Below are 23751 nucleotides of genomic sequence, written 5' to 3'. Positions count from 1 at the left end.
GCGATGCAAAATTCGACCGTTATCAACGCCCCCGCCAAGCCGTCCCAGCCGCTGCAGCCGCCGCGCCTGGGCGATGAAATCCTGCGCGTCGAGCACGTGAACCGCGGCTTCAACAAGTCGCAGGGCGAACTGCTCGTGCTCGACGATGCGAACCTGTCGCTGCGCGAGGGCGAGATCGTCGGCCTGCTCGGCCGTTCCGGCTCGGGCAAGTCGACGCTGCTGCGCATCATCGCCGGGCTGATCGAGCCGACCGGCGGGGAAGTGACCTATCTCGGCAAGCCGCTGACCGGCCCCGCCGAAGGCGTCGCGATGGTGTTCCAGACCTTCGCGCTGTTCCCGTGGCTCACCGTGCTGCAGAACGTGGAAGCGGGCCTCGAGGCGCTCGGCGTCGGCGCGCGCGAGCGGCGCGAGCGTGCGCTGGCCGCGATCGACCTGATCGGTCTCGACGGTTTCGAGAACGCGTACCCGCGCGAGCTGTCGGGCGGCATGCGCCAGCGCGTGGGCTTTGCGCGCGCGCTCGTCGTCGACCCGACGATCCTGCTGATGGACGAGCCGTTCTCCGCGCTCGACGTGCTGACGGCCGAGACGCTGCGTACCGACCTGCTCGACCTGTGGACGCAAGGCCGGATGCCGATCAAGTCGGTGCTGATCGTCACGCACAACATCGAGGAAGCGGTGTTCATGTGCGACCGGATCCTCGTGCTGTCGTCGAACCCGGGCCGCGTGATTGCCGAGATCAAGGTGCCGTTCAAGCATCCGCGCAACCGGCTCGACACCGATTTCCGCAAGCTCGTCGACGACATCTACGCGAAGATGACCGCGCGTCAGACCAACGAGGCGACGAAGAAGGGGCTGGAGCTCGGCAGCTGGATGCCGCGCGTGTCGACCAACCTGATGGCCGGCCTGATCGAGACGCTCGCGATGGCGCCGTACCACGGCCGCGCGGACATGCCGGAAATCGCGCGCACGCTGCATCTGGAAGTCGACGAACTGTTCCCGATCGCCGAAGTGCTGCAGTACCTCGGTTTCGCGGACGTGCGGGAAGGGGACGTGTTCCTGACGCCGCCTGCGCGCGTGTTCGCGGAATTCGGCACGCAGGAGCGCAAGCTGATGTTCGCGGATCACCTGCTGAAGCACGTGCCGCTTGCTGCGCGTATTCGGAAGGTGCTGAACGAGCGCCCGGGCCATCGTGCGCCGCGCGTGCGCTTCGAGCAGGAGCTGGAGGATTTCCTGTCGGACGAAGCGGCTGAGGAGACGCTCGATGCGGTGATCGACTGGGGGCGTTACGGGGAGGTGTTCTCGTACAACGACAAGACCGAGGTGTTCAGTCTCGAGGATGTCGAGAGCTGAAGCCGTCGCCCGAATGGCGAGCCATCGTCATTCGGGCAAATCGCGCTGGTTGGTGTCCTGCCCGATGCCGCCGGTGTTGAGATGTTCGATCTTCTCCATCCGCTGCCTTGCCATCTCCGGCAATTGATTCGTCACACCGATCACGAGCGCTTCGGCGAGCGCGAGCGCCGGCATGTTCGTCTGAAGCATCGCGAACGGCTGCCCCCGGATCCGCAGCACGATCTCGGCAAATTCGCCGATCGGCGAGTGCCATTCGTCCGTGATCAGCAGCACGCGTGTGCCGAGTTGGTGAGCGGCCTGCGCGAACCGGATGCTGTCCCGCTGATAGCGACGGAAATCGAAAATGACGAGCACGTCGCCGGTCCCCATGTCCGCCAGCGCGACCGACGCGAGGTTCACGTTCGGTTCGACATACTGAACATGGGGCCGCGCATAGGCGAGGGTGAACGAAAACAGCGACGCGAGCGGCGCCGTGTAGCGCCCGCCACCGCAGAAGACACGCACATCCGGATTCGCCAGCAGCGCGACCGCAGCGTCGAATGCCGTCGCATCGAGCCCTTCGATCGTCGTGGCCAGCGACTCGGACAGCCGCTGGAAAATTGCCGAATGACTGTCGCGCATGCCCGCAGACGAATGGAACGCATCCATCCGCGCGAGCGGCGAGTTCATCGCCGTGTCGATCTCGCCGTACAGCGCCTGCTGGAACGACGAGTAATTCGGAAAGCCGATCCGGACGACAAAGCGAAACACGGTCGGATCGCTCACTTCCGCCTGTTTGGCAAAGCTCGCAATCGGCCCGAGCCCGAGGCTCGGGTAGCGGTCCAGCAACGCCTGCGCGACCTTCTGTTCCGACGGCGTGAAGCTATCCATCTGGGATAACAGCAACGCCCTGATGCTCGTCCCCATCGGGCACTCCAACTCTCGTATCTGAATGACAAACGGCAGACGGGTGTCTGCCGGCGACTCCACGCATGTTAGCCGATCGAGGTCAGGCAGGCCGTGCACGCTCCGAAATTAGAGGGACGCATCGCTCGGTGGACCGGATCACTCCCCATTGTAATAAAACAAACATTGATAAATGAGCAATTCGGCGGATATTCGTTCCATGTTCAGTGATAACCCTAGGTTTTGGCACAAAAAAGCGAGTGCTATGATCGCGGCCTCGCTGGAATGTATTGTTTATTACATATTCGATTGACGCTTCGACACACCCCGATGCGGCGTCGCGTTCCGGCATGCCACGGTTTCATTTGTCTGGAGGATCCCGTCATGAGGCGGCTCGTAGTACTCACCCTGTTGTCGGCCATGAGCGTGTGCGCGTTCGCGGCATCGGACCCCGCGGTCGAAGCGAAGAACGGCATGGTCGTTTCGTCGCAGCATTTCGCGTCGCAAATCGGCGTCGACATCCTGAAGGCAGGCGGCAACGCGGTGGACGCCGCGGTGGCGGTCGGTTACGCGCAAGCGGTGACCAATCCGTGCTGCGGCAACATCGGCGGCGGCGGTTTCATGACCGTGCACCTGGCCGACGGCCGCGACCGCTTCATCAATTTCCGCGAAACCGCGCCGGCTGCGGCTTCCGCGAACATGTATCTCGATTCGAAGGGCAACGTCATTCCCGACGACAGCCTGTACGGCTATCGCGCGGTCGGCGTGCCGGGCACGGTTGCCGGCCTCGATCTCGCGCAGCGCAAGTACGGCAAGCTGACGCGCAAGCAGGTGATGGAGCCGGCGATCCGGCTCGCGCGCGACGGCTTCGTGCTGACGCGCGGCGATACGGACATCCTCGACACGACGATCGACCGTTTCAGGAAGGACCCGGATGCGGCCCGCATCTTCCTGCGGCCGGACGGCACGCCGCTGCAGCCGGGCGACCGCCTGGTGCAGAAGGATCTGGCCCGCACGCTCGAGCGCATCGCGGAGCAGGGGCCCGACGCGTTCTATCACGGCGAGATCCCGAAGATCGTCGAGGCGGCGGCCAAAAAGGGCGGCGGCCTGATCACGGCGGCCGATTTCGCGTCATACCGCGCGCAGGACATGGCGCCGCTGACGTGCACGTATCGCGGCTACGAGTTCGTGTCGGCCCCGCCGCCGAGCTCGGGCGGCGTGACGATGTGCGAGACGCTGAACATCCTCGAAGGGTATGACATGCGCAAGCTCGGCTACCATTCGGCCGCGGCGGTGCACTACATGACCGAAGCGATGCGCCACGCGTATGAAGATCGCAACACGCTGCTCGGCGATCCGAACTTCATCGACAACCCGATCGCGAAGCTGACGAGCAAGGAATACGCGGCGCAGATCCGCAAGAGCATCCATTCGGATACGGCGACGCCGTCGGTCGACGTGCAGCCGGGCGTCGGCGTGCACGAGAAGCCGGAGACGACCCACTACTCGATCATCGACAAGGACGGCAACGCGGTGTCGACGACGTACACGGTCAACGGCCGCTTCGGCGCCGTGGTCATCGCGCCGGGCACGGGCTTCTTCCTGAACGACGAGATGGACGACTTCACCGTGAAGGTCGGCGCGCAGAACCTGTTCGGCCTCGTGCAGGGCACGCGCAACTCGATCGCGCCGGGCAAGCGTCCGTTGTCGTCGATGGCGCCGACCATCGTGAAGAAGGATGGCAAGGTGTTCATGGTGGTCGGTTCGCCGGGCGGCTCGCGCATCATCACGATCACGCTGCAGACGGTGCTGAACGTGATCGACTACGGGATGACGCCGCAGGACGCGGTCACCGCGCCGCGCATCCACCACCAGTGGCTGCCCGACGAGGTCTATTACGAAACCTACGGCCTGTCGCCCGACACGCTCGCGATCCTGCGCAACATGGGCTACAAGATGGTCGAGCAGACACCGTGGGGTGCCGCCGAACTGATCATGGTCGGCCTGCCGGGCACCGAAGCGGCGAGCCGCCAGAGCTCCGGGAACGATTCGTCGGTATCCGGGAACGTGCGGGTCGGCTTCATCTACGGCTACAACGACCCGCGCCGTCCGGCCGGCTCCGCAATCGGTTACTGACCTGACCTGATCGCTTCATGCTGAATCGCTGCCCCGCAACGGCGTTCGCTCTCGCGCGAATGCCATTGCGGCGGCGGCACGTCGGTTCGCGGAGATCCGCGAGCCCGACCGGCGCCGGCGCTCGTGCCCGATACACCGGGCACGACCGGCTCGCCACGCGCGCACCCTGGCACGGCATGGGACGCGCGCCTTTCATCCGTCAACTTCTTCCCGTGCGTCGAATTCCGATATGAACAAACGAATGTCCGCGGCAGGCTGGATCCTGCTCGCAATGGCGGCCGGCATCCTGATCGGCTACATGATCTATACGCAACTGCCGGACAAACAGTCGGCGGCGGAGATCGCCGGCTACATCTCGCTGGTGTCCGACGTGTTCCTGCGGCTGATCAAGATGGTGATCGGCCCGCTGGTGTTCTCGACGCTGGTCGTCGGCATCGCGCACATGGGCGACGCGTCGTCGGTGGGGCGCGTGTTCGTGAAGGCGCTCGGCTGGTTCGTCACCGCGTCGCTGATCTCGCTGCTGCTCGGCCTGCTGATGGCGAACCTGCTGCGTCCGGGCGATAACCTCGGGCTGCCGCTGCCGGATATCGGCGCGTCCGCGCATCTGGCGACGTCCAAGTTCACGCTGAAGGATTTCGTCGGCCACATGGTGCCGAAGTCGATCGCGGAAGCGATGGCGAACAACGAGATCCTGCAGATCGTCGTGTTCTCGATGTTCTTCGGCGTGGCGCTCGCGTCGCTCGGCGAACGCGGCAAGATTCTCGTCGCGGCGATCGACCAGCTCGCGCACGTGATGCTGAAGATCACCGGCTACGTGATGAAGCTCGCGCCGCTCGCGGTGCTGGCGGCGATGGCGTCGACCGTCGCGATCAACGGGCTGTCGATCCTGCTGAAGTTCGCGGTGTTCATGGGCGACTTCTACCTGAGCCTGTTCCTGCTGTGGGGCACGCTCGTCGCTGCCGGGCTGCTGTTCCTCGGCCGCCGCGTGTTCAGGCTGCTGGTGCTGATCAAGGAAGCGTTCATGCTGTCGTTCGCGACCGCGAGCTCGGAAGCCGCGTATCCGAAGATCCTCGATGCGCTCGACCGCTTCGGCGTGCGCCGCAAGATCTCGAGCTTCGTGATGCCGATGGGCTATTCGTTCAACCTCGACGGCTCGATGATGTACTGCACGTTCGCGTCGCTGTTCATCGCGCAGGCCTACGGCATTCACCTGTCGCTCGGCACGCAGGTCACGATGCTGCTGATCCTGATGCTGACGTCGAAAGGCATGGCCGGCGTGCCGCGCGCGTCGCTCGTCGTGATCGCCGCGACGCTGCACCAGTTCAACATCCCGGAAGCCGGGCTGTTGCTGATTCTCGGCGTCGATACGTTCCTCGACATGGGCCGTTCGGCCACGAACGCGGTGGGCAACTCGATCGCCAGCGCGGTGGTCGCGAAATGGGAAGGCGAGCTGATGCCGGAAGCAGAAGCCGAAGCGAATGCGGCGCGGCTGGATGCTGAAGCCGAAGCGCGCATGAACGAGGCGGTTCGCGATACGGATCGCGTCACCTCTGCCTGAAGCAGGGCCCGGGTCGAATCCCGGGCCTTCAGGCCGCCTCGGCGGGGCGGGCCGCGTCGAGGCACGCGGCCAGCACCATCGCGGCGGCGTTGCCCGGCGTCGAGCCGAGCAATTGCGGCGCATAGACGCTGTCGCCGATCTCGATCGGCTGGCCCGACAGCGCACACACGCCGCGCTTGCGCGTGGTGAACAGCCGCCACTTCTGATAACCGTAATGCCCGGTGCATGCGTCGCGCCAGGAAATCATCACGGTGTCGGCCGTGGGCCGCTCAAGCACGCTGATGGACGGCTTGCTCGTCGCGTCCCACGACGGTAGCCGGTCGCGCGTGACGCTGCGCCGCCGCGGCGCCCCCCACGAGACGGACGGCATGTCGAAGCTGCTGATCGCTGCGACGGTCACGAGCCAGGGCGCTAAACGGTTGTTCATGTCGGTTGTCCTCGAAACGTTATGCAACACCGCCACGCGCGGCATCACGAGAGCCGGATGCGCGGCTGCACGCAGCCGTTGATCCGTTCGGCGATCCACAGCAGGGTCGCCTTGGAGAAGCCGTGCAGCGCCTGCTGGTGCCGCCGGTAGAGCATCAGGTGGCTGAATTGCGCGAAGCGCCCCTGGATGAAGCCGCCGCGAAAGAACCCGAACTGCCCGAGCGTGCCGAACGCGTCGTAGTCGCTGATCGACACGAGCGCGCCGAAATCGTGGAATGCGAACGGCGGAATCGGCTGGCCGTCGAGCCACGCGGGCAGGTGCTTTGCAAGATGCTCGGCCTGCTGCGTCGCGACTTGCGCGGTGGGCGGCAGCGGCCGTTCGTGCCCGTCGGGCAGCAGGCTCGCGCAATCGCCGATCGCGAACACGTGCTCGTCGCCCGTTGCCTGCAGCGTCGGCCCGACGACGATCTGGTTCGCGCGATTCGTGTCGAGCCCGTCGAGCGCCTGCATGAAATCGGGCGCCTTCACGCCGGCTGCCCAGACCATCAGGTCCGCTTCCGCAAACGAACCGTCGCCGTAGTGAAAGCCGTTCGCGTCGGCCGATGTGACGCGAGTGGACGTCAGCACATGAAAGCCGATCTGTTCGAGCCGCCGCTGCGCCGATGCGGAGATCCGCGGCGGAAACGCGGCGAGGATGCGCGGGCCGCTCTCGAGCAGCGTGAGCTGCAGCCGCTCGCGCACCGTCGCGTCGCCATACGCCTGTGCCACTTCCAGCAGGCGGCTCAGCTCCGCCGCGAGTTCCACGCCGGTCGCGCCGGCGCCGACGATCGCGACGCGGAACGGCTCGTCGCGCGCGATGCTGCGAAATACGCGCATCCGCAATGCTTCGTTGAAGGTCTCGGCCTGCTTCTGGCTGTCGATGAAATAGCAGTGCTCGCGCACGCCCGGCACGCCGAAATCGTTGGCCTGGCTGCCGAGCGCGAGGATCAGCACGTCGTATTCGAGTTCGCGTGCTTCGAGCACGAGTTCGCCGTCCTGCGAGCGGATCTCGCCGAGCTGTACGCGGCGGCGCGCGCGATCGAGCCCCGTCAGTTCGCCGGGCTGGTACGCGTAGCCGTGATCACGTGCATGGGCGAGGAAGATCACCTGTTGCTGCTGTACGTCGCGCGTACCGGCCGCGATCGTGTGCAGCATCGGCTTCCAGATGTGGGTCGGGCTGCGGTCGACGATGGTGACCTGGGCGCGCCCGGACCGGCCGAGGCGCTCGCCCAGGCGGGTGGCGAGCTGCAGGCCGGCGATGCCGCCGCCGACGATGACGATGCGTGTAGGGGTTGTCATGTATAAATCATCACGTGATGAATAAGGTATGATCCTAGCGCTTCCCGGCTTCGCGTGTCAACGGAGCGGGGCAGGTCACCCGATGTTCGACGCCGCTCGAGCGGGGCCGGAACAGGGGTATCCGAATCATTCAAGGAGAGCAGGAAGACGTGGCTGAAGTCACTGAGCGCGAGCCGGCCAAGCGCCGGATGCGAGGACGGCCGCTGGCCGGGGCGTCCGTGGGGCCGGACGTGATATTGCGGGCGGCGCGCCGAACCTTTGCGAAGCGTGGCTACGACGCGACGAGCGTGCGCGAAGTCGCGCGCGAGCTGGGGGTCGACGCGGCGCTGATCGCGCACCATTTCGGGACGAAGGAAACGCTGTGGCTGGCGGTGGTCGAGCAGATCGTCGAGCTGGCCGAACCGATGTTCGACGCGATGCGCGCGCTGCGCACATCGTCGCTGCCGCATCGCGAGCGTGTGCGGCGCGCGATCGAGCTGTGTGTCGAGCACGAGTTCGACGAGCCCGACCTGGGCATGTTTTTCTCGACGGCGGCGACCGAGGAGGGCGTGCGGCTCGACCGGTTGCAGGAGCGGCTCGTCCGCCCGTACCGCGACGTGATGTTCCCGCTGCTGGCGGAGGCAGTGGAAGCCGGCGAGATTCGCGCGGCGGATCCCGACGTGCTGTTCTTCATGGTCGCGAGCGCGGTCGGCTCGGCCGTGTCGTACAGCCACATGATTCGCGAGTTCACGTCGCTGCCCACGCGGCAGCAGGAATTCAAGCAGGCCGTGCTCACGGTCGCGCTCAACATCCTCGGCGGCTGAGCGCCGCGCGGGCGGTCACGTCACCAGCGCGAGCCCCTGTTCGCGCACCGCGTGGCGCGTAGTGTCGCGCAGCGCGTCGACGCCCAGCTCGTCCTCGAGCTTGTGTATCGCCGCGCTGAGCGGCGGCTGCGCCATGTGCAGCCGCTCGGCCGCGCGCCGGAAGCTGAACGTGTCGGCGACCGCGATGAACCGCCTGAACTGGCGCAGATCGATCATGCGATACCTTTCGCGTACCGCTGGATCACAGAACTCGTGTTTTACCTATCGCACTGCGCTGCCCAGAATTCCAATGTCATCGATTGTCAACATTAGGGAGGGCGGATCTAGCGGCATCGGGTTCGCGACTGCGCGCCGGCCGATCGAAGACGGGCACCGCGTGGCGATCGTCGCGCGCCGCGCCCGGCCTGCCGGTCATTCGATATCCGTGGGCGGCTTGTCGCCGAGCCAGCGCCGCGCGCCGGGCCCGTTGCGGCCCGCGCGGTCTTCCGGGTTCGTCAGCTTGCAGCGCTTCAGCGACAGGCAGCCGCAGCCGATGCATTCGTCGAGGTTGATGTAAAGGCGCTGCAACTCCTCGATCCGGCTCGCGACGCGCTGCTTCCAGCCGCGCGACAGCCGTTGCCAGTCCTTGTTGCTCGGCGCGGTGTCGGCGGGCAGGCTGACGAGCTGCTCGGCGATCTCGTCGAGCGAATAGCCGATCTTCTGCGCGAACACGATGAACGCGATCAGCCGCAGCACCGCGCGCGAATAGTGGCGGTGGCTCGAGCCGTTGCGGTGCGACTTGATCAGCCCGCGCGTCTCGTAGAACCGCAGTGTCGACGCCGGCACGCCGCTGCGCGCGGCCACTTCGCGAATCGACAGCAGCGGCCATTGCGGTGTTTCCTGGATACCCATGTTGCCCCTCCGGGAAAACTTGACTTGAAGTTAACTTCAACTTTTATGCTGCGCGTCAGTTTAACCCGTCGCGAGGCATCATGCTCTCCTTATCCCTACGCAGGACGTCGCCTTTGGGCGCGGCCTGTGCGCTCCTGCTGGCGTTGTCGGGCTGTCACGACGGCAAAGGCGCATCGTCGGCCCAATCCCTTCCGGAAGTCGGCGTCGCCACCATCGCGCCGCGCACGATCCGCCTCGCGGACGAATTCAACGGACGCGTCGAAGCCGTCGACGCGGTCGAACTGCGGCCGCGCGTGAGCGGCTATCTGCAGCGCGTCGCCTACAAGGAAGGCGACCTGGTCGCGCAGGGCGCACTGCTGTTCGAGATCGACCCGCGCCCGTACCGGATCGCGCTCGATCGCGCGAACGCGCAGCTGCAACGGGCCCGTGCGGCCGCGAGCCTCGCGAACGTGCAGCTCAAGCGCGTGCAGACGCTGATCGATGCGCATGCGACGTCGCAGGAAGAACTCGACAACGCGCGCGCCACGGCCGAGCAGGCGCGTGCGGACCTGCAGGCGGCCGACGCGGCCGTCGCCGACGCGAAGCTCAATCTCGGCTTCACCGAAGTGCGCGCGCCGATCGCGGGCCGCGTCGGCCGCGCGGTCGCCACCGTCGGCAACCTGGCGCGCGCGGACGACACGCTGCTGACGACCGTCGTGTCGCAGAACCCCGTCTACGTGTATTTCGACTGCGACGAACAGAGCTACCTGCGCTACAACGCGCGGCGCGCCGATCCGAAACATCGCGCGATCGGCGCCGATCCGGTGCGCGTGGGCCTCGCGAACGAGACGGGTTTCCCGCATGCGGGCACCGTCGATTTCCTCGACAACCGGCTCGATCCGCAGACCGGCACGATCCGCGCGCGCGTGCGGCTGCCGAATGCGGACCATACGTTTACGCCGGGGCTGTATGCGCGCGTGCAGCTCGTCAGCGGCCGCGACCAGGATGCGCTGCTCGTCGACGACAAGGCCGTGCTCACCGACCAGGACCGCAAGTACGTGTACGTGATCGGGCCCGGCGACAAGGCGCTGCGCCGCGACGTGACGATCGGCCGCGGGGTGGAGGGCGAGCGGATCATCGAGAAAGGGATCCAGGCGGGCGACCGCGTGGTCGTCGACGGCATGCAGCGGATCTACTATCCGGGCGCTCAGGTGAAGCCGAAGGCGCTGCCTGCGCGTGCCGACACCGGTGCCGGCAATGGCGCGGGCACCGGCCCGGGCAACGGCACGCAGGCCGTCGCCGATGCCGGCGCGCCACCGGCCGCGCAGTAACGGGAGACAGCCAATGGATTTCTCCCGATTCTTCATCGACCGGCCGATCTTCGCGGTCGTGCTGTCGATCGTCATCTTCGCGATCGGCCTGATCTCGATTCCGATGCTGCCCGCCGGCGAATACCCGGAAGTCGTGCCGCCGAGTGTCGTCGTGCGTGCGACGTACCCAGGCGCGAACCCGAAGGAAATCGCCGAATCGGTCGCCGAACCGCTGGAAGAAGCGATCAACGGCGTCGAAGGCATCATGTACATGAAGTCGGTTGCCGGTTCGGACGGCAGCCTGCAGGTCGTCGTCACGTTCCTGCAGGGCGTCGATCCCGACACGGCCGCCGTGCGCGTGCAGAACCGCGTGAGCCAGGCGCTGTCGCGCCTGCCCGACGAGGTGCGCCAGTACGGCGTGACCACGCAGAAGCAGTCGCCCACGCCGCTGATGTACGTGAGCCTCTATTCGCCGGACAACAGCCGCGATTCGCTGTACCTGCGCAACTACCTGACGCTGCACGTGAAGGACGAGCTGTCGCGGCTCACCGGGATCGGCGACGTCGGCGTGTATGGGGCCGGCGACTATGCGATGCGGCTGTGGCTCGACCCGAACCGGCTCGCGTCGCGCGGGCTGACCGCGAGCGACGTGATCGCCGCCGTGCGCGAGCAGAACGTGCAGGTGTCGGCCGGCCAGCTCGGCGCGGAGCCGTCGCCGAAGAAAAACGACTTCCTGCTGTCGATCAACGTGCGCGGCCGGCTGCGCACGGTGCAGGAGTTCGGCGACATCGTGCTGCGCACCGGCGACGACGGGCAGGTAGTGAAACTGTCCGACGTCGCGCGCGTCGAGCTCGGCGCGGGCGACTACACGCTGCGCTCGTACTTCAACGACAAGCCTTCGGCCGTGGTCGGCATCTTCCTGTCGCCGGGCGCGAACGCGCTCGAGGTCGCGAAGGCCGTGTATGCGAAGTTCGACGAGCTGTCGAAGCGCTTCCCGCCCGGCGTCGCGTACCGGCCCGTGTGGGATCCGACGGTGTTCGTGCGCGAATCGATCCGCGCGGTGCAGCACACGCTGATCGAGGCCGTCGTGCTGGTCGTGCTCGTCGTGATCCTGTTCCTGCAGACGTGGCGCGCGTCGATCATTCCGCTCGTCGCGGTGCCCGTCTCGGTGGTCGGCACGTTCGCGTGGCTCTATCTGCTCGGCTATTCGATCAACACATTGACGCTGTTCGGGCTCGTGCTCGCGATCGGGATTGTCGTCGACGATGCGATCGTGGTCGTCGAGAACGTCGAGCGGAACATCGCGCAGGGCCTGAGCCCGCGTGATGCCGCGCATCAGGCGATGCGCGAGGTGTCGGGGCCGATCGTCGCGATCGCGCTCGTGCTGTGCGCGGTGTTCGTGCCGATGGCGTTCATGTCCGGCGTCACGGGCCAGTTCTACCGGCAGTTCGCGGTGACGATCGCGATTTCGACGGTGATCTCCGCGATCAACTCGCTGACGTTGTCGCCCGCGCTCGCGGCGAAACTGCTGCGTCCGCACGACGCGCCGAAGGATGTGCTCACACGCGGGCTCGATCGCGCGTTCGGCTGGCTGTTCCGTCCGTTCAATCGCTTCTTCGACCGCTATCACGGCTTCGTCGGCCGCACGCTGAAGCGGCGCGGCGTGGTGTTCGCGGCCTATGCCGTGCTGCTTGCGGCCACCGCGCTGCTGCTCAACGCGGTGCCGGGCGGCTTCATCCCCGTGCAGGACAAGCTGTACCTGTTCGCGGGTGCGAAGCTGCCGGAAGGCGCGTCGCTCGCGCGCACCAGCGAGGTGACCGAGCAGATGACGAAGATCGCGCTCGGCACCGACGGTGTCGAGATGGTGCCGGCGTTTGCCGGGCTGAACGCGCTGCAGGGCGTGAACACGCCGAACATCACGAACTCGTACGTGATCCTGAAGCCGTTCGACCAGCGCCACCGCAGCGCCGCGCAGATCAACGCGGACCTGAACGCGCGCTTCGCGGCCATCGGCGGCGGCATCACCTATGCGCTGATGCCGCCGCCGATCCAGGGCCTCGGCAACGGCTCGGGCTACTCGCTGTACCTGGAAGATCGCGGCGGGCTCGGCTACGGCGCGTTGCAGAACGCGCTCACCGCGTTCCAGGCCGCGGTCGCCAGGACGCCGGGGATGAGCTACCCGGTCAGCTCGTACCAGGCGAACATCCCGCAGCTCGAGGTGAAGGTCGACCGGTTGAAGGCGAAGGCGCAGGGCGTCGCGCTGACCGACCTGTTCAGCACGCTGCAGGTCTATCTCGGCTCGATGTACGTGAACGACTTCAACCTGTTCGGCCGCGTTTATCGCGTGATGGTGCAGGCGGATGCCGGGCACCGGCAGACGGCCGCCGACATCGCGAACCTGCGCACGCGCAACGCGAAGGGCGAAATGGTGCCGATCAGCTCGATGGTGACGGTGGTGCCCGCGTACGGGCCCGACCCGGTCGTTCGCTACAACGGCTATCCGGCCGCGAACCTGATCGGCGACGCCGATCCGAAGGTGATGTCGTCGTCGCAGGCGATCGGGAAGCTGCAGCAGATCGCGAAGGACGTGTTGCCGCCGGGCATCACGCTCGAATGGACCGACCTCAGCTACCAGCAGGTCACGCAGAGCAACGCGGCGATCGTCGTGTTCCCGCTTGCGGTGATGCTCGTGTTCCTCGTGCTCGCGTCGCTGTACGAGAGCTGGACGCTGCCGCTCGCGGTGATCCTGATCGTGCCGGTATGCATCTGCGCCGCGCTGTTCGGCGTGTGGCTGTCGGGCGGCGACAACAACGTGTTCGTGCAGGTCGGCCTCGTCGTGCTGATGGGGCTGGCGTGCAAGAACGCGATCCTGATCGTCGAGTTCGCGCGCGAGCTCGAGATCCAGGGCAAGGGCGTGATCGAAGCCGCGCTCGAAGCGTGCAAGCTGCGGCTGCGCCCGATCGTGATGACGTCGGTCGCGTTCATCGCGGGCTCGGTGCCGCTCCTGATCGGCGGCGGCGCGGGCAGCGAAGTGCGCGCGGCCACCGGCATCACCGTGTTCGCGGGGATGCTGGGCGTGACGCTGTTCGGGCTGTTCCTGACGCCCGTGTTCTATGTGGCGATCCGCAAGCTCGCGGGCGGCACGCCGGCCGTGTGGAGCGAACACCACGGCACCCTCGAAGGAGAAAACCGATGAGCGCCGCTTTTCGTCTTTCCGCGCTCGCGATGTCGGTGACGCTCGCCGCGTGCGCGGTCGGCCCCGATTTCAAGCGACCCGACACGGCCACGGCCGCGCGGTTCGCACGCGATACGCATCCGGCGGCGCCGTCCGGTACGACGCCGGAGACACCGGATACGCCGCCCGACGCGTCGGCCGATGCCGATGCCGCGTTCTGGCGCGGCTTCGGCGATCCGGTGCTCACGCATCTGATCGACACGGCGCTCGCGGCGAACCAGGACCTGCAGGTCGCCGTGTCGCGCTACGACGCGTCGAATGCGCTGCTGTCGCGGGCCACGTTCGATCGGTACCCGACGATCACCGCGAGCGGGCAGGTGGGCCATCAGCTGATGAGCAAGGACCAGGCGTTCGGTGCGCCGCGCAGCCAGCGCGATAATCCGACGTCCAGCGTCGGGATCAATGCCGCGTGGGAGCTCGACCTGTTCGGCCGCGTGCGTCGTTCGATCGAGTCGCAGCGTGCGGAAACGGCCGCCAGCGCGGCGGACGTGCGCGCGGTGCGCGTCGCGATCGCCGGCGAGGTGGCGAGCACGTACGTCGATCTGCGCGGCTCGCAGGAGCGGCTGCGGATCGCGCGCGAGAATGCCGACAACCAGAAGCAGACGCTCGCGCTGATCAATGCACGTGTCGGTGCGGGGAGAGGGTCCGACCTCGATGCGGCGCGGGCGCGCGCACAGTACGAATCGACGACGTCGCGGATTGCCGTGTATGAAGCGGCGATCGGCGTCGACGAGCACCGGCTCGCGGTGCTGACCGGGCAGACGCCGGACGCGCTGATCGGCCGCTTCGATCTTCCGAAGGCAGCCGCGGCGGCGGGCACACCGGTGCCGCTGCCGGCGTTGGCCGCCGACATCGATCCCGGCACGCCAGGCGACCTGCTGCGGCGTCGGCCCGACGTCGCGGCCGCCGAGGCGCGGCTGCACGCGGCGACCGCACGCGTCGGCGTCGCGACGGCCGACCTGTTTCCGCGTTTCACGCTGTCAGGGCTGCTCGGCAGCGCGACGAGCAGTTACGGGTTCTTCCGCGCGGGCAGCGACACGAACCTGATCGCGCTCGGCATCGACTGGTCGTTCCTCGACGTCGGCCGCGTGCGTGCGCGGATCGCCGCGAGCGATGCGGAAGCGGCCGGGCAGCTCGCGCAGTACCGGCAGACCGTGCTCGGGGCGCTGGAGGAAACGGAGAACGCGCTGCTGCGCGCTGCGCGCACGCGTGACGAGACGGGCCATCTCGTGCAGGCCGCGACCGACAGCGCGCGTGCCGCGCAACTGGCGCAGGCGCGTTTTTCGGCGGGTGCGATCGACTACTACGAAGTGCTCGACGCGCAACGCACGCTGCTGCAGGCGCAGGATGCGGCGGCCGACGGGCAGATGCGCAGCGCCGCGGCGACAGTGGCGTTGTACAAGGCGCTGGCGGGCGGCTGGCCGTCGGGAACGGGGCAGGGCCCGCAGCAAAGCCCGCTCGCGCAGGCGGGGCAGCCAGCACAGTAGCGCGGACGGGGCGGCGGCGCGGCAGGCCGGAGTAATCCCGCCTGCCGCACGCCGCTTGGTTACACGCTGGCCGGATCGACCTTGTCGATGTCGATGCCGTAGCGCCGGATCGCTTCGCCTACCTTGGTGCGCGGTATCGCGCCGTCGTCGGCGAGCGCTTTCAGCGCCGCGATCACGATGAAGTGCCGGTCGACCTCGAAGAACGTGCGCAGTGCGTCGCGCGTATCCGAGCGGCCGAAGCCGTCGGTGCCGAGCGACACGAAGCGCCGGCCGTCGACGAACGCGCGGATCTGGTCACCGACGATCTTCATGTAGTCGGTCGCCACCACCACCGGCCCCCTGCGACCGTCGAGGCATTGCTGCACATACGGCACGCGCGGCGCCTGCTCGGGATGCAGCAGGTTCCAGCGTTCCGCGGCGAGCCCGTCGCGGCGCAGTTCGTTCAGGCTCGTCGCGCTCCACACGTCACTCGACACGCCGAAGTCCTGCGCGAGCAGGTCGCTCGCGGCGATCACTTCGCGCAGGATCGCGCCGCTGCCCATCAACTGCAGATGCGGCGCATCGGCCGTGTGTGACGTACCTTCGCGCAGCAGGTAAAGCCCCTTGAGAATGCCGGCCTCCGCGCCGTCCGGCAGCGCCGGATGCGGGTAGTTCTCGTTGAGCAGCGTGATGTAGTAGTAGACGTCCTCCTGTTCCGCGAACATCCGCCGCAGGCCGTCGCGCACGATTACGGCCAGCTCGTACGCATAGGTCGGGTCGTACGACACGCAGTTCGGAATCACCGACGACAGCACGTGGCTGTGCCCGTCGTCGTGCTGCAACCCTTCGCCCATCAGCGTCGTGCGGCCCGACGTCGCGCCGAGCAGGAAGCCGCGCGTACGTGCGTCGCCGGCCGCCCAAGCCAGATCGCCGACGCGTTGCAGCCCGAACATCGAATAGAAGATGTAGAACGGAATCGTCGGCAATCCATGATTGCTGTACGCCGTGCCGGCCGCGATCCACGACGCGATCGCGCCCGATTCGTTGATGCCTTCCTGCAGGATCTGCCCGTCCTTCGCTTCCTTGTAGTAGCTGAGCTGGCCGGCGTCCTGCGGCGTATAGAGCTGGCCGAGATGCGAGTGGATGCCGATCTGGCGGAACAGGCCCTCCATCCCGAACGTGCGCGACTCGTCCGGCACGATCGGCACGACGAGCTTGCCGAGTGCCGGATCCTTCAGCAGCGTGCCGAGGATGCGCACGAACGCCATCGTCGTCGACAGCCCGCGCTCGCCGCTGTCCTTGAGCTGACTGTCGAACGCTGCGAGCGGCGGCACCGGCAGCGGCGCCACGGAGCTGAAGCGGGCCGGCACGTGGCCGCCGAGCGCGGCACGGCGTTCCGCGAAGTAGCGTGCCTCGGCGCTGCCCGGTTCCGGCTTCAGGTAGGGCAGTTCGTCGAGCTGCGCATCGCTGACCGGCAGCGCGAAGCGGTCGCGGAACGCACGTACGGCATCCGCGCTCATCTTCTTCAACTGGTGGTTCACGTTCTGGCCTTCGCCGGCCTCGCCCATCCCGAAGCCCTTGACCGTTTTCGCGAGCACGACGGTCGGCCGTCCGTCCGCGCGCATCGCCTGCGCATAGGCCGCATACACCTTTTCCGGGTCGTGGCCGCCGCGCGCCAGTTTCCAGATGTCGTCGTCGGACAGGTCCGCAACGAGTTCGAGCAACTCGGGATACTTGCCGAAGAAATGCTCGCGCACGTACGCGCCGCTCTGCGACTTGAAGGTCTGGTAGTCGCCGTCGACGCATTCCATCATGCGCTGGCGCAGCAGGCCCGTCGTGTCGCGTTCGAGCAGGCGATCCCAGCCGGCGCCCCAGATCACCTTGATGACGTTCCAGCCCGCCGCACGGAACGTGCCTTCGAGTTCCTGGATGACCTTGCCGTTGCCGCGTACCGGGCCGTCAAGGCGCTGCAGGTTGCAGTTGACGACGAAGATCAGGTTGTCGAGCCGTTCGCGCCCGGCGAGCGAGATCGCGGCGAGCGATTCGGGCTGGTCCATTTCACCGTCGCCGAGAAAGGCCCACACCTTGCGGCCCTGATGCGCTTTCAGCCCGCGATATTCGAGGTAGCGCATGAAGCGTGCCTGATATGCGGCCGTGAGCGGCCCGAGCCCCATCGACACGGTGGGGAATTGCCAGAAATCCGGCATCAGCCGCGGATGCGGATACGACGACAGCCCGTCGCGTCCCGCTTCGCGGCCGGCCTCGCGGCGGAAGTTGTCGAGTTGCGCGTCCGTGATGCGGCCTTCCAGGTACGCGCGGCCATAGATGCCGGGTGCCGAATGCCCCTGGATGTAGACCATGTCGCCGTCGAACGTGTCGGTGCGGCCGCGGAAGAAGTGATCGAAGCCCACGTCGTACAACACGGCGGCCGACTGGTAGGTCGCGATGTGCCCGCCGACGTTCGAAAGCCGGCCGGCGCGCAGCACCATCACCATCGCGTTCCAGCGGATCATCGCGTTCAGGCGCCGCTCGAGCGCGAGATCGCCCGGATAGGCGGGTTGTCGTGCACGCGGCACCGTGTTCACGTAGGCAGTCGTCACGCGGCCGTGCAGGTCGCCGTGGCGTGCCGCGTCGAGGTCGGAAAGCCGGTCGAGCAGGTAGTGCGCGCGCGGACGGCCTTCGAGTGCGATCACGGATTCGAGCGCATCGAGCCATTCGCGGGTTTCCTGCGGGTCGATGTCGGGTAGCGTGAGAGGTGCGGTCATGCAATGTCTCCAGAAGCATAAGGCTGCGCGGGGCGACGATCGTGGCGCCGCGACGCGCGACGGAACGCCCGCCGATCGGCGGGCGGATGGTTGCAATTGCAATCGTATGGAGGCAATTGTTATCGAGGTAAAATTTAATTGCAACTGCAATTCAACGAGAGGAACGACCTGACATGAGCGCACCCGAACCCGATCTGTGGTTCTCGTTCGTCCGCGCACACCGGACGATGATTCGCGAGATCGAGCGCCGCCTCGCGGCGGCCGGCCTGCCGGCCTATGCGTGGTATGACGCGTTGTGGGGGCTCGAAAGCGGGCCCGACGGCACGCGCCGCATGCACGAACTCGCCGACGTGCTCGCGATCGAGCGCTACAACCTCACGCGGCTCATCGACCGGCTCGAACAGGAGGGGCTCGTCACGCGCGCCCGTTCGGCGGACGACGGCCGCGCCGCGTATGCGAGCATCACCGACAAGGGGCGGACGCTGCGCAAGAAGATGTGGAAGGTGTACCAGTCGACGGTCGCGGAACTCTTTCTCGATCAGTTCGGCAGCAAGGAACAGGCGGCGATGGCCGCCGCGCTCGACCGTGCGATCGCCGCGGCGCGCGAGGCCGGAGCCGACGCGAAGTAGCGGCGGCCGGCCCGCGCGTCAGCCGCTCGCATGACGGCGCATCGCCCGCGCGGCCCAGTCGGCCGGCACCCGGCCATCGTCGGCCAGCAGGCGAAGCGCGACCGCGGCGATCCAGCGTGCATTCGGCGCGCGCATGCCGGCACCGGCGCCCGGGCCGGCGGAGTCCGCGCCGAGCGCCGCGAAGCGGGCCGGGACGAATGCGCCGATCTGCGCGGCGACGTGCCGCGCATAGCCTGTCACCGCGAGCACCGGCGTGCGGCTGTTACCGATGCATCGGCGCACATGCGCGATGCGCGGTTCGTCGTACGGGTGCAGCAGGTTCCATCGGTCGGCTGCGTAACCGTCGCGGGCGAGCTGCGTGTAGCTCGGGCAACTCCAGATCGTCGAATCGATACGCCATTCGTCGCGCAGCAGATCGGCTGCTTTCATGACTTCCGCGAGCGTGCTGCCCGCGCCGCACAGCCGGATCTGCGCAGCCGCGCCGGCCCCTGCGCGCCGGCCGGCCCGCACCATGCCGCTGAACGCGTCGCGGGCCGCCGTGGCCGACAGCGGTTTCGCCTCGGGGACGAGATCGTCGTGGCTCGCGAGGTAACAGAATCCAGGCTGGCCGGCGACATAGAGCGCGCGCAGCGCGTGGCGCAGGATCGCAATCGCCTCATGGCCCGACGCCGGATCGTACGGCGTGCACGCGGTGTTCGCGGCCAGCCAGTGGGGGACGTCGGGCGTCACGCCTTTCGGCCAGGATGACGCGACCGTTTCGGCATCGTTGACGAAGATCCCGCGATCGACGGTTTCGGCCGACGCCAGCCGCAGCCGGTCGGTCGCGCGCGCATGCAGCAGGTACAGCATTGGTTTCTCGAACCGCTTGCGCGCATCGAGAAACCGCAGCGGCCACGCGCTGATGCGGCGATGTGCGTCGGTGTCCGCAGACGGTTCCCGCGCATCGGCACGCACGATCCATACGCGTTCCGATGTCGCGATATCGCGTTCGAGGCAATCGGCGGCGGCGCGCATCGCGCCGAGCGGCGACACCGCGCGGCCACCCGGCGCGAGCCGTTGCGTCAGCAGCGTTTCGAGGCAGGCCGCCGCGGCGCGGCGGGTGTCGGGTGTCCGCACGGGCGGACCGGATCGCGCAGTCTGCATGTCCCTCCTTCGAGTACTGGCATGTCACCGGGGCTGTCGATTCCGGCATAGGATTGCAATTGCAACGATTGTAGTTGCAACGATAACCGGAAGACAAGGACCGACATGATCTCGACGCATCCCCTCACGTTCCATACGGCCGACACGCCGAACGGACACAAGATCGCCATTTACCTGGAAGAGGCCGGGCTCGCCTACGACCGCGTGCACGTGAATCTGTCCGCCGGCGAACAACGCAGCCCGGCGTTCCTCGCGATCAACCCCAACGGCAAGATCCCGGCCATCGTCGACCACGACACCGGGCTGACCGTGTTCGAATCCGGCGCGATCCTGAGCTATCTCGCCGCGAAGACGGGCGTTCTGCATCCAGAGACGCTGGCCGAGCGCACGGCCGTCCAGCAATGGCTGCACTTCCAGATCGGCGGGATCGGGCCGATGCTCGGCCAGCTCTGGTGGTTCCTGCATGCCTCGACGACGGTCAATGCGCAAGCGCTCGAGCGTTACCGGAACGAGGCGCGGCGCCTCTATGGCGTCGTGAATGGCCGTTTGGCGGAATCGGCGTATCTCGCGTCGCCGCGGTATTCGATCGCCGACATCGCCGCGTTTCCGTGGCTGCGCACGGCGCCCGAACTCGATCTCGATCTGGCCGACTACCCGCACGTCGCGCGCTGGCTCGCCGGCATCGAGGCGCGGCAAGCCGTTCAGCGGGGCCTGGTCGCATGCCGCGCGCCGGCGGCGGAGGGCGCGCACTGACCTCGCATCGCCCGCGCCGTACGGATGGCGCGGGCGCCGGCCGCTGGCCTGCCGGGAAACATTGTTCTCCTTCGTCGTAAACGTCTCGAATGCGTGATATTTGCGCCGCGCGATCCGGTTTAGAGTGGCCGCGAATCGATGACGATGTGTCGTATCGCCGCAGTCCCGGGCGGTACAGACGCACCAGAGGAGTGGGAGACAAATGAGTGAAGGCAGGATTACGCAGGTCGAGTCGTTCGGTTTCGAGCGCATTCCCGATGCATCGCGCTATGCGCGGCCGATCGATCTGTTCAGGTTGCTGTTCGGCGGCTGCAATACTTTTTCCACATCGGTGCTCGGCAGTTTTCCCGTGCTGGTCGGGCTGTCGTTCAAGGCGGGTGTCTGCGCGATCGTGCTCGGCGTGCTCGCCGGCACCTGCATCCTCGCGCCGATGAGCCTGTTCGGCTCGCGCAACGGCACGAGCGACCCCGTGTCGTCCGGCGCGCATTTCGGCATCCACGGCCGGATCGTCGGCTCGTTCCTTGCGCTGCTCACGTCGATCGCATTCTTCTCGCTCGCGGTGTGGAGCTCGGGCGACGCGCTCGTCGGCGGCGCGCACGACATGGTCGGCGTGCCGGTCAACGGCTTCACGCTCGGCGCGGCGTACATGGTTTTCGCGGTACTCGTGCTGATCGTCTGCATCTACGGCTTTCGCTTCATGCTGTGGGTCAACAAGATCGCCGTGTGGGCGGCGAGCGTACTGTTCGTCGCGGGGCTGTTCGCGTTCGCCGGCCTGTTCGACACGCGCTACGCCGGCACGGTGCAGCAGGGTAGCGCGGGCTTCTGGGCCGCGTTCGTGGGCGCGGTGCTGGTGGCGCTGAGCAACCCGGTATCGTTCGCGTCGACGCTCGGCGACTGGGCGCGCTACATCCCGCGGCACACGCCGAAGCATCGCGTGATGGGCGCCGTGTTCGCCGCGCAGATCGCGACCTTCGTGCCGTTCTTCTTCGGCCTCGCGACCGCGACGATCATCGCGACGAAGGCGCCCGCGTTCATCGCGTCGAACGACTACGTCGGCGGGCTGCTTGCGATCTCGCCGAGCTGGTTCCTGCTGCCGATGTGCCTGATCGCGATCATCGGCGGGATGTCGACCGGCACGACGGCGCTGTACGGCACCGGCCTCGACGTGTCGAGCATGTTCCCGCGCCTGCTGAACCGCGTGCGTGCGACGCTGCTGATCGGCACGGTCGCGATCGCGTTCATCTTCGTCGGCCGCTTCTGGTTCAACCTCGTCGAAAGCGTCGCGACGTTCTCGACGCTGATCGACACGTTCAGTTGCCCGTGGATGGCGATCATGGTGATCGGCTACGTGACGCGGCGCGGCTACTACCTTGGCGACGACCTGCAGGTGTTCAACCGCGGGCTGCGCGGCGGCCACTACTGGTTCACGCATGGATGGAACGTGCGCGCGATGGGGGCGTGGCTGCCGGCCGCGTTCGTCGGGCTGTCGTTCGTGAACCTGCCGGGGCAGTTCGTCGGGCCGCTCGGCAACCTCGCGGGCGGGCTCGATCTCAGCGTGCCGGTGTCGCTGGCGGTAGGCGGCGCGCTGTATTTCGTGCTGCTGACGCTGTATCCGGAACCGGATGGCGTGTACGGTCCGCGCGGGCGACGCTTCGTGCGGGGTAGTGGGCAGGCGGCGCGCGGCAATGGCGCACCGGCGATCCAGCCGAAGGGGTAAGCGCGGCGCGTGGTGCGTTGCACTGCAAATGACGATGCCGCCGCGCGGGAGAGCCGCCGGCGGCATCGTCGATTTCGGGCGTGTGATTGCCAGAGGGGGCGGCTGTACGGCGTGTTCATGCGCGACGGCGCGCCGTGCGTGCTCGCGCGCCGGCAGTTTCGGAGCGAGCCGTTGGGCGTCAAATAGCGACGGATGCGGCTGTCCCGCGGGCTGCCGCCGATCGATTCCGGCACGCAGGCAGGCGCCCCCCCGATACGGATGACGTGGTCGAACGCGTCGGCGCCGTCGCTCCCGTGACTTAGCAGGTCGCTATCATGGCGGCACGTAAGGTCGGCATGGGAGGTGACGGATGTTTTCAAGGTTGAAGAAGCTGCTCGACGGCGGGGCGGCGCAACAGGCCGCCGTGCCGCAAACGGACCGGCGGGCAGCCTGGTCGGGTGAATCGCTGGTGCAGCCGCGGCACGTGCTGTGCTTTCTCGGCGCTGAACGCGAACTGCGGCGCCTGCGCGATGCGACGAACGCGGCGATTGCCGAATTCGCGACGGGGTTCGGCGTCGACGATGCCTGTTCCACCGCCGCGCCGGACGAGCGGATGAGCCGTTCGTTCGAGATTTGCCGCGACCGCGTCGAACCGGATGCGTGGACGCGGGCGGACGCCGAAGCCGTCGGCGCACATCAGTCGGTGCTGTACGTGCTCGGCCCGCGTATGACGCGGGACAATGCCGTGCGTGCGACGATCGGTGCGCTGTTCCTGGTCGATCGGCTGATCGATGCCGGTGCCGTGGCGGTCAAGGGCGAGAGCGCGGGCGTGGCGCACGGGCTGCACCGATGGCGAGAGCTGATTCGGATGGGCGCGGTCGCGACCGACCGCGACGACACGCTTGCGCAGAACCGGGTGGGCCGGCTGGCGTTCGCTCGGCGCCCGCTGGGATCGGACGGTTACTTCGAGAGCGTGGGCTTTCATCTGGTCGGCTTGCCGGACGTGCAGGTGCCGCGTTCGCGCGGAACCGATTGCGACTCCGTGGCCATCATGGATGCCGTGGCCGACGAGATCGTGCGACAGGGGATCGATGCGACGTTACACGCACGCGATGCATTGCTGGTCGACGACGGGTCTCACGACGAGGACGACTTCAAGTTCAATCCGTACGGGATCGTCCGGCTGTCGACGTGAAGAACGACGCGGGTCGCCAGGCCGGTTCCGTGGCAGCTCGACGGGGCTGATCGGCCCGGCCCCGGCCCCGGGCGTCGAGGCGATCGATCGGTTGCCGAGTCGGTTCGGGTATCGGGCGAACCGATGCTTAGCATCGCGGGCGGCGGCCTACCGCGGGCGCTGCCCCATCGTTACGCTTGGGCGATCATCCACT

Annotated in this window: 17 protein-coding genes and 1 pseudogene; 11 read left to right on the top strand and 7 right to left on the bottom strand. The window is 67.3% G+C overall.

Features of this window, described 5'->3' with window-relative positions; translation table 11 throughout:
* Nucleotides 1-3 precede the first annotated feature (3 nt).
* Nucleotides 4-1350: a nitrate/sulfonate/bicarbonate ABC transporter ATP-binding protein gene (locus FFS49_RS27665; protein WP_071332293.1), complete on the top strand. Its 1347-nt coding sequence runs from the start codon at nucleotides 4-6 to the stop codon at nucleotides 1348-1350.
* A gap of 27 nt (nucleotides 1351-1377) precedes the next feature.
* On the opposite strand, the gene FFS49_RS27660 is transcribed toward FFS49_RS27665, so the two are convergent.
* Complete coding sequence (locus FFS49_RS27660; RefSeq protein WP_105818048.1) at nucleotides 1378-2256, bottom strand: MurR/RpiR family transcriptional regulator; 879 nt, start codon at nucleotides 2254-2256, stop codon at nucleotides 1378-1380.
* Nucleotides 2257-2619: 363 nt separating this feature from the next.
* Here FFS49_RS27660 and ggt point away from each other — a divergent pair, with 363 nt between their 5' ends.
* Together ggt and FFS49_RS27650 are read left to right on the top strand one after the other, a co-directional pair.
* Complete coding sequence (gene ggt, locus FFS49_RS27655; protein ID WP_105818047.1) at nucleotides 2620-4371, top strand: gamma-glutamyltransferase; 1752 nt, start codon at nucleotides 2620-2622, stop codon at nucleotides 4369-4371.
* A 229-nt stretch (nucleotides 4372-4600) separates the two neighbouring features.
* Complete coding sequence (locus tag FFS49_RS27650) at nucleotides 4601-5929, top strand: dicarboxylate/amino acid:cation symporter (protein ID WP_046196555.1); 1329 nt, start codon at nucleotides 4601-4603, stop codon at nucleotides 5927-5929.
* A gap of 28 nt (nucleotides 5930-5957) precedes the next feature.
* Here FFS49_RS27650 and FFS49_RS27645 read toward each other — a convergent pair whose 3' ends face one another.
* Both FFS49_RS27645 and FFS49_RS27640 read right to left on the bottom strand, forming a co-directional pair.
* Entirely contained in the window at nucleotides 5958-6356 is a 399-nt protein-coding gene (locus tag FFS49_RS27645) for a DUF3331 domain-containing protein (RefSeq protein ID WP_105818046.1), read from the bottom strand.
* 44 nt (nucleotides 6357-6400) lie between these two features.
* Nucleotides 6401-7693, bottom strand: coding sequence for an NAD(P)/FAD-dependent oxidoreductase (locus tag FFS49_RS27640; RefSeq protein ID WP_046548236.1), 1293 nt, complete (start codon nucleotides 7691-7693; stop codon nucleotides 6401-6403).
* 149 nt (nucleotides 7694-7842) lie between these two features.
* Between FFS49_RS27640 and FFS49_RS27635 the strand changes: the two genes are divergently transcribed.
* Nucleotides 7843-8496, top strand: a complete 654-nt coding sequence (locus FFS49_RS27635) for a TetR/AcrR family transcriptional regulator (protein WP_039343957.1) — start codon at nucleotides 7843-7845, stop codon at nucleotides 8494-8496.
* Between the two features lie 63 nt (nucleotides 8497-8559).
* On the opposite strand, the pseudogene FFS49_RS27630 reads toward FFS49_RS27635, so the two are convergent.
* Both FFS49_RS27630 and soxR read right to left on the bottom strand, forming a co-directional pair.
* Nucleotides 8560-8712, bottom strand: a pseudogene (locus FFS49_RS27630) (LysR family transcriptional regulator); the annotation flags it as partial.
* 195 nt (nucleotides 8713-8907) lie between these two features.
* Nucleotides 8908-9387: a redox-sensitive transcriptional activator SoxR gene (gene soxR / locus FFS49_RS27620; protein ID WP_039343964.1), complete on the bottom strand. Its 480-nt coding sequence runs from the start codon at nucleotides 9385-9387 to the stop codon at nucleotides 8908-8910.
* Between the two features lie 80 nt (nucleotides 9388-9467).
* Between soxR and FFS49_RS27615 the strand changes: the two genes are divergently transcribed.
* Genes FFS49_RS27615 through FFS49_RS27605 form a run of 3 tightly spaced genes read left to right on the top strand, consistent with a single transcriptional unit; the run spans nucleotide 9468 to nucleotide 15398 of the window.
* Nucleotides 9468-10697, top strand: coding sequence for an efflux RND transporter periplasmic adaptor subunit (locus FFS49_RS27615; RefSeq protein WP_105818045.1), 1230 nt, complete (start codon nucleotides 9468-9470; stop codon nucleotides 10695-10697).
* Between the two features lie 13 nt (nucleotides 10698-10710).
* A complete protein-coding gene (locus FFS49_RS27610) occupies nucleotides 10711-13872 on the top strand; it encodes a multidrug efflux RND transporter permease subunit (protein WP_105818044.1) in 3162 nt (1053 codons plus the stop codon).
* Nucleotides 13869-15398 carry an efflux transporter outer membrane subunit gene (locus tag FFS49_RS27605; RefSeq protein ID WP_105818043.1) on the top strand — a complete coding sequence of 510 codons (1530 nt, stop codon included), beginning with the start codon at nucleotides 13869-13871 and terminating at the stop codon, nucleotides 15396-15398. Before FFS49_RS27610 ends, FFS49_RS27605 begins: the two co-directional genes overlap by 4 nt.
* A 59-nt stretch (nucleotides 15399-15457) precedes the next feature.
* Here the strand turns inward: FFS49_RS27605 and aceE are convergent, their stop codons facing one another.
* Nucleotides 15458-18142 carry a pyruvate dehydrogenase (acetyl-transferring), homodimeric type gene (gene aceE / locus FFS49_RS27600; RefSeq protein WP_105818042.1) on the bottom strand — a complete coding sequence of 895 codons (2685 nt, stop codon included), beginning with the start codon at nucleotides 18140-18142 and terminating at the stop codon, nucleotides 15458-15460.
* Nucleotides 18143-18315: 173 nt separating this feature from the next.
* Between aceE and FFS49_RS27595 the strand changes: the two genes are divergently transcribed.
* Entirely contained in the window at nucleotides 18316-18771 is a 456-nt protein-coding gene (locus FFS49_RS27595; protein WP_071332302.1) for a MarR family transcriptional regulator, read from the top strand.
* 18 nt (nucleotides 18772-18789) lie between these two features.
* Here FFS49_RS27595 and FFS49_RS27590 read toward each other — a convergent pair whose 3' ends face one another.
* Entirely contained in the window at nucleotides 18790-19914 is a 1125-nt protein-coding gene (locus FFS49_RS27590) for a pyruvate dehydrogenase (protein WP_105818041.1), read from the bottom strand.
* Between the two features lie 105 nt (nucleotides 19915-20019).
* On the opposite strand from FFS49_RS27590, the gene FFS49_RS27585 reads away from it, so the two are divergent.
* The 3 genes from FFS49_RS27585 (at nucleotide 20020) to FFS49_RS27575 (ending at nucleotide 23558) form a co-directional block, all read left to right on the top strand.
* Entirely contained in the window at nucleotides 20020-20667 is a 648-nt protein-coding gene (locus FFS49_RS27585) for a glutathione binding-like protein (protein ID WP_105818040.1), read from the top strand.
* A 202-nt stretch (nucleotides 20668-20869) separates the two neighbouring features.
* Entirely contained in the window at nucleotides 20870-22384 is a 1515-nt protein-coding gene (locus tag FFS49_RS27580) for a cytosine permease (RefSeq protein WP_105818039.1), read from the top strand.
* Nucleotides 22385-22733: 349 nt separating this feature from the next.
* Complete coding sequence (locus tag FFS49_RS27575) at nucleotides 22734-23558, top strand: hypothetical protein (RefSeq protein WP_198113022.1); 825 nt, start codon at nucleotides 22734-22736, stop codon at nucleotides 23556-23558.
* Nucleotides 23559-23751: the final 193 nt, after the last annotated feature.

Source organism: Burkholderia sp. 4NA327C6 (assembly GCF_005502655.1).
GTDB classification, from domain to species: domain Bacteria; phylum Pseudomonadota; class Gammaproteobacteria; order Burkholderiales; family Burkholderiaceae; genus Burkholderia; species Burkholderia contaminans.
The sequence above is the reverse complement of the archived record's forward strand: the minus strand, read 5'-3'. Positions and strand labels throughout refer to the sequence as shown.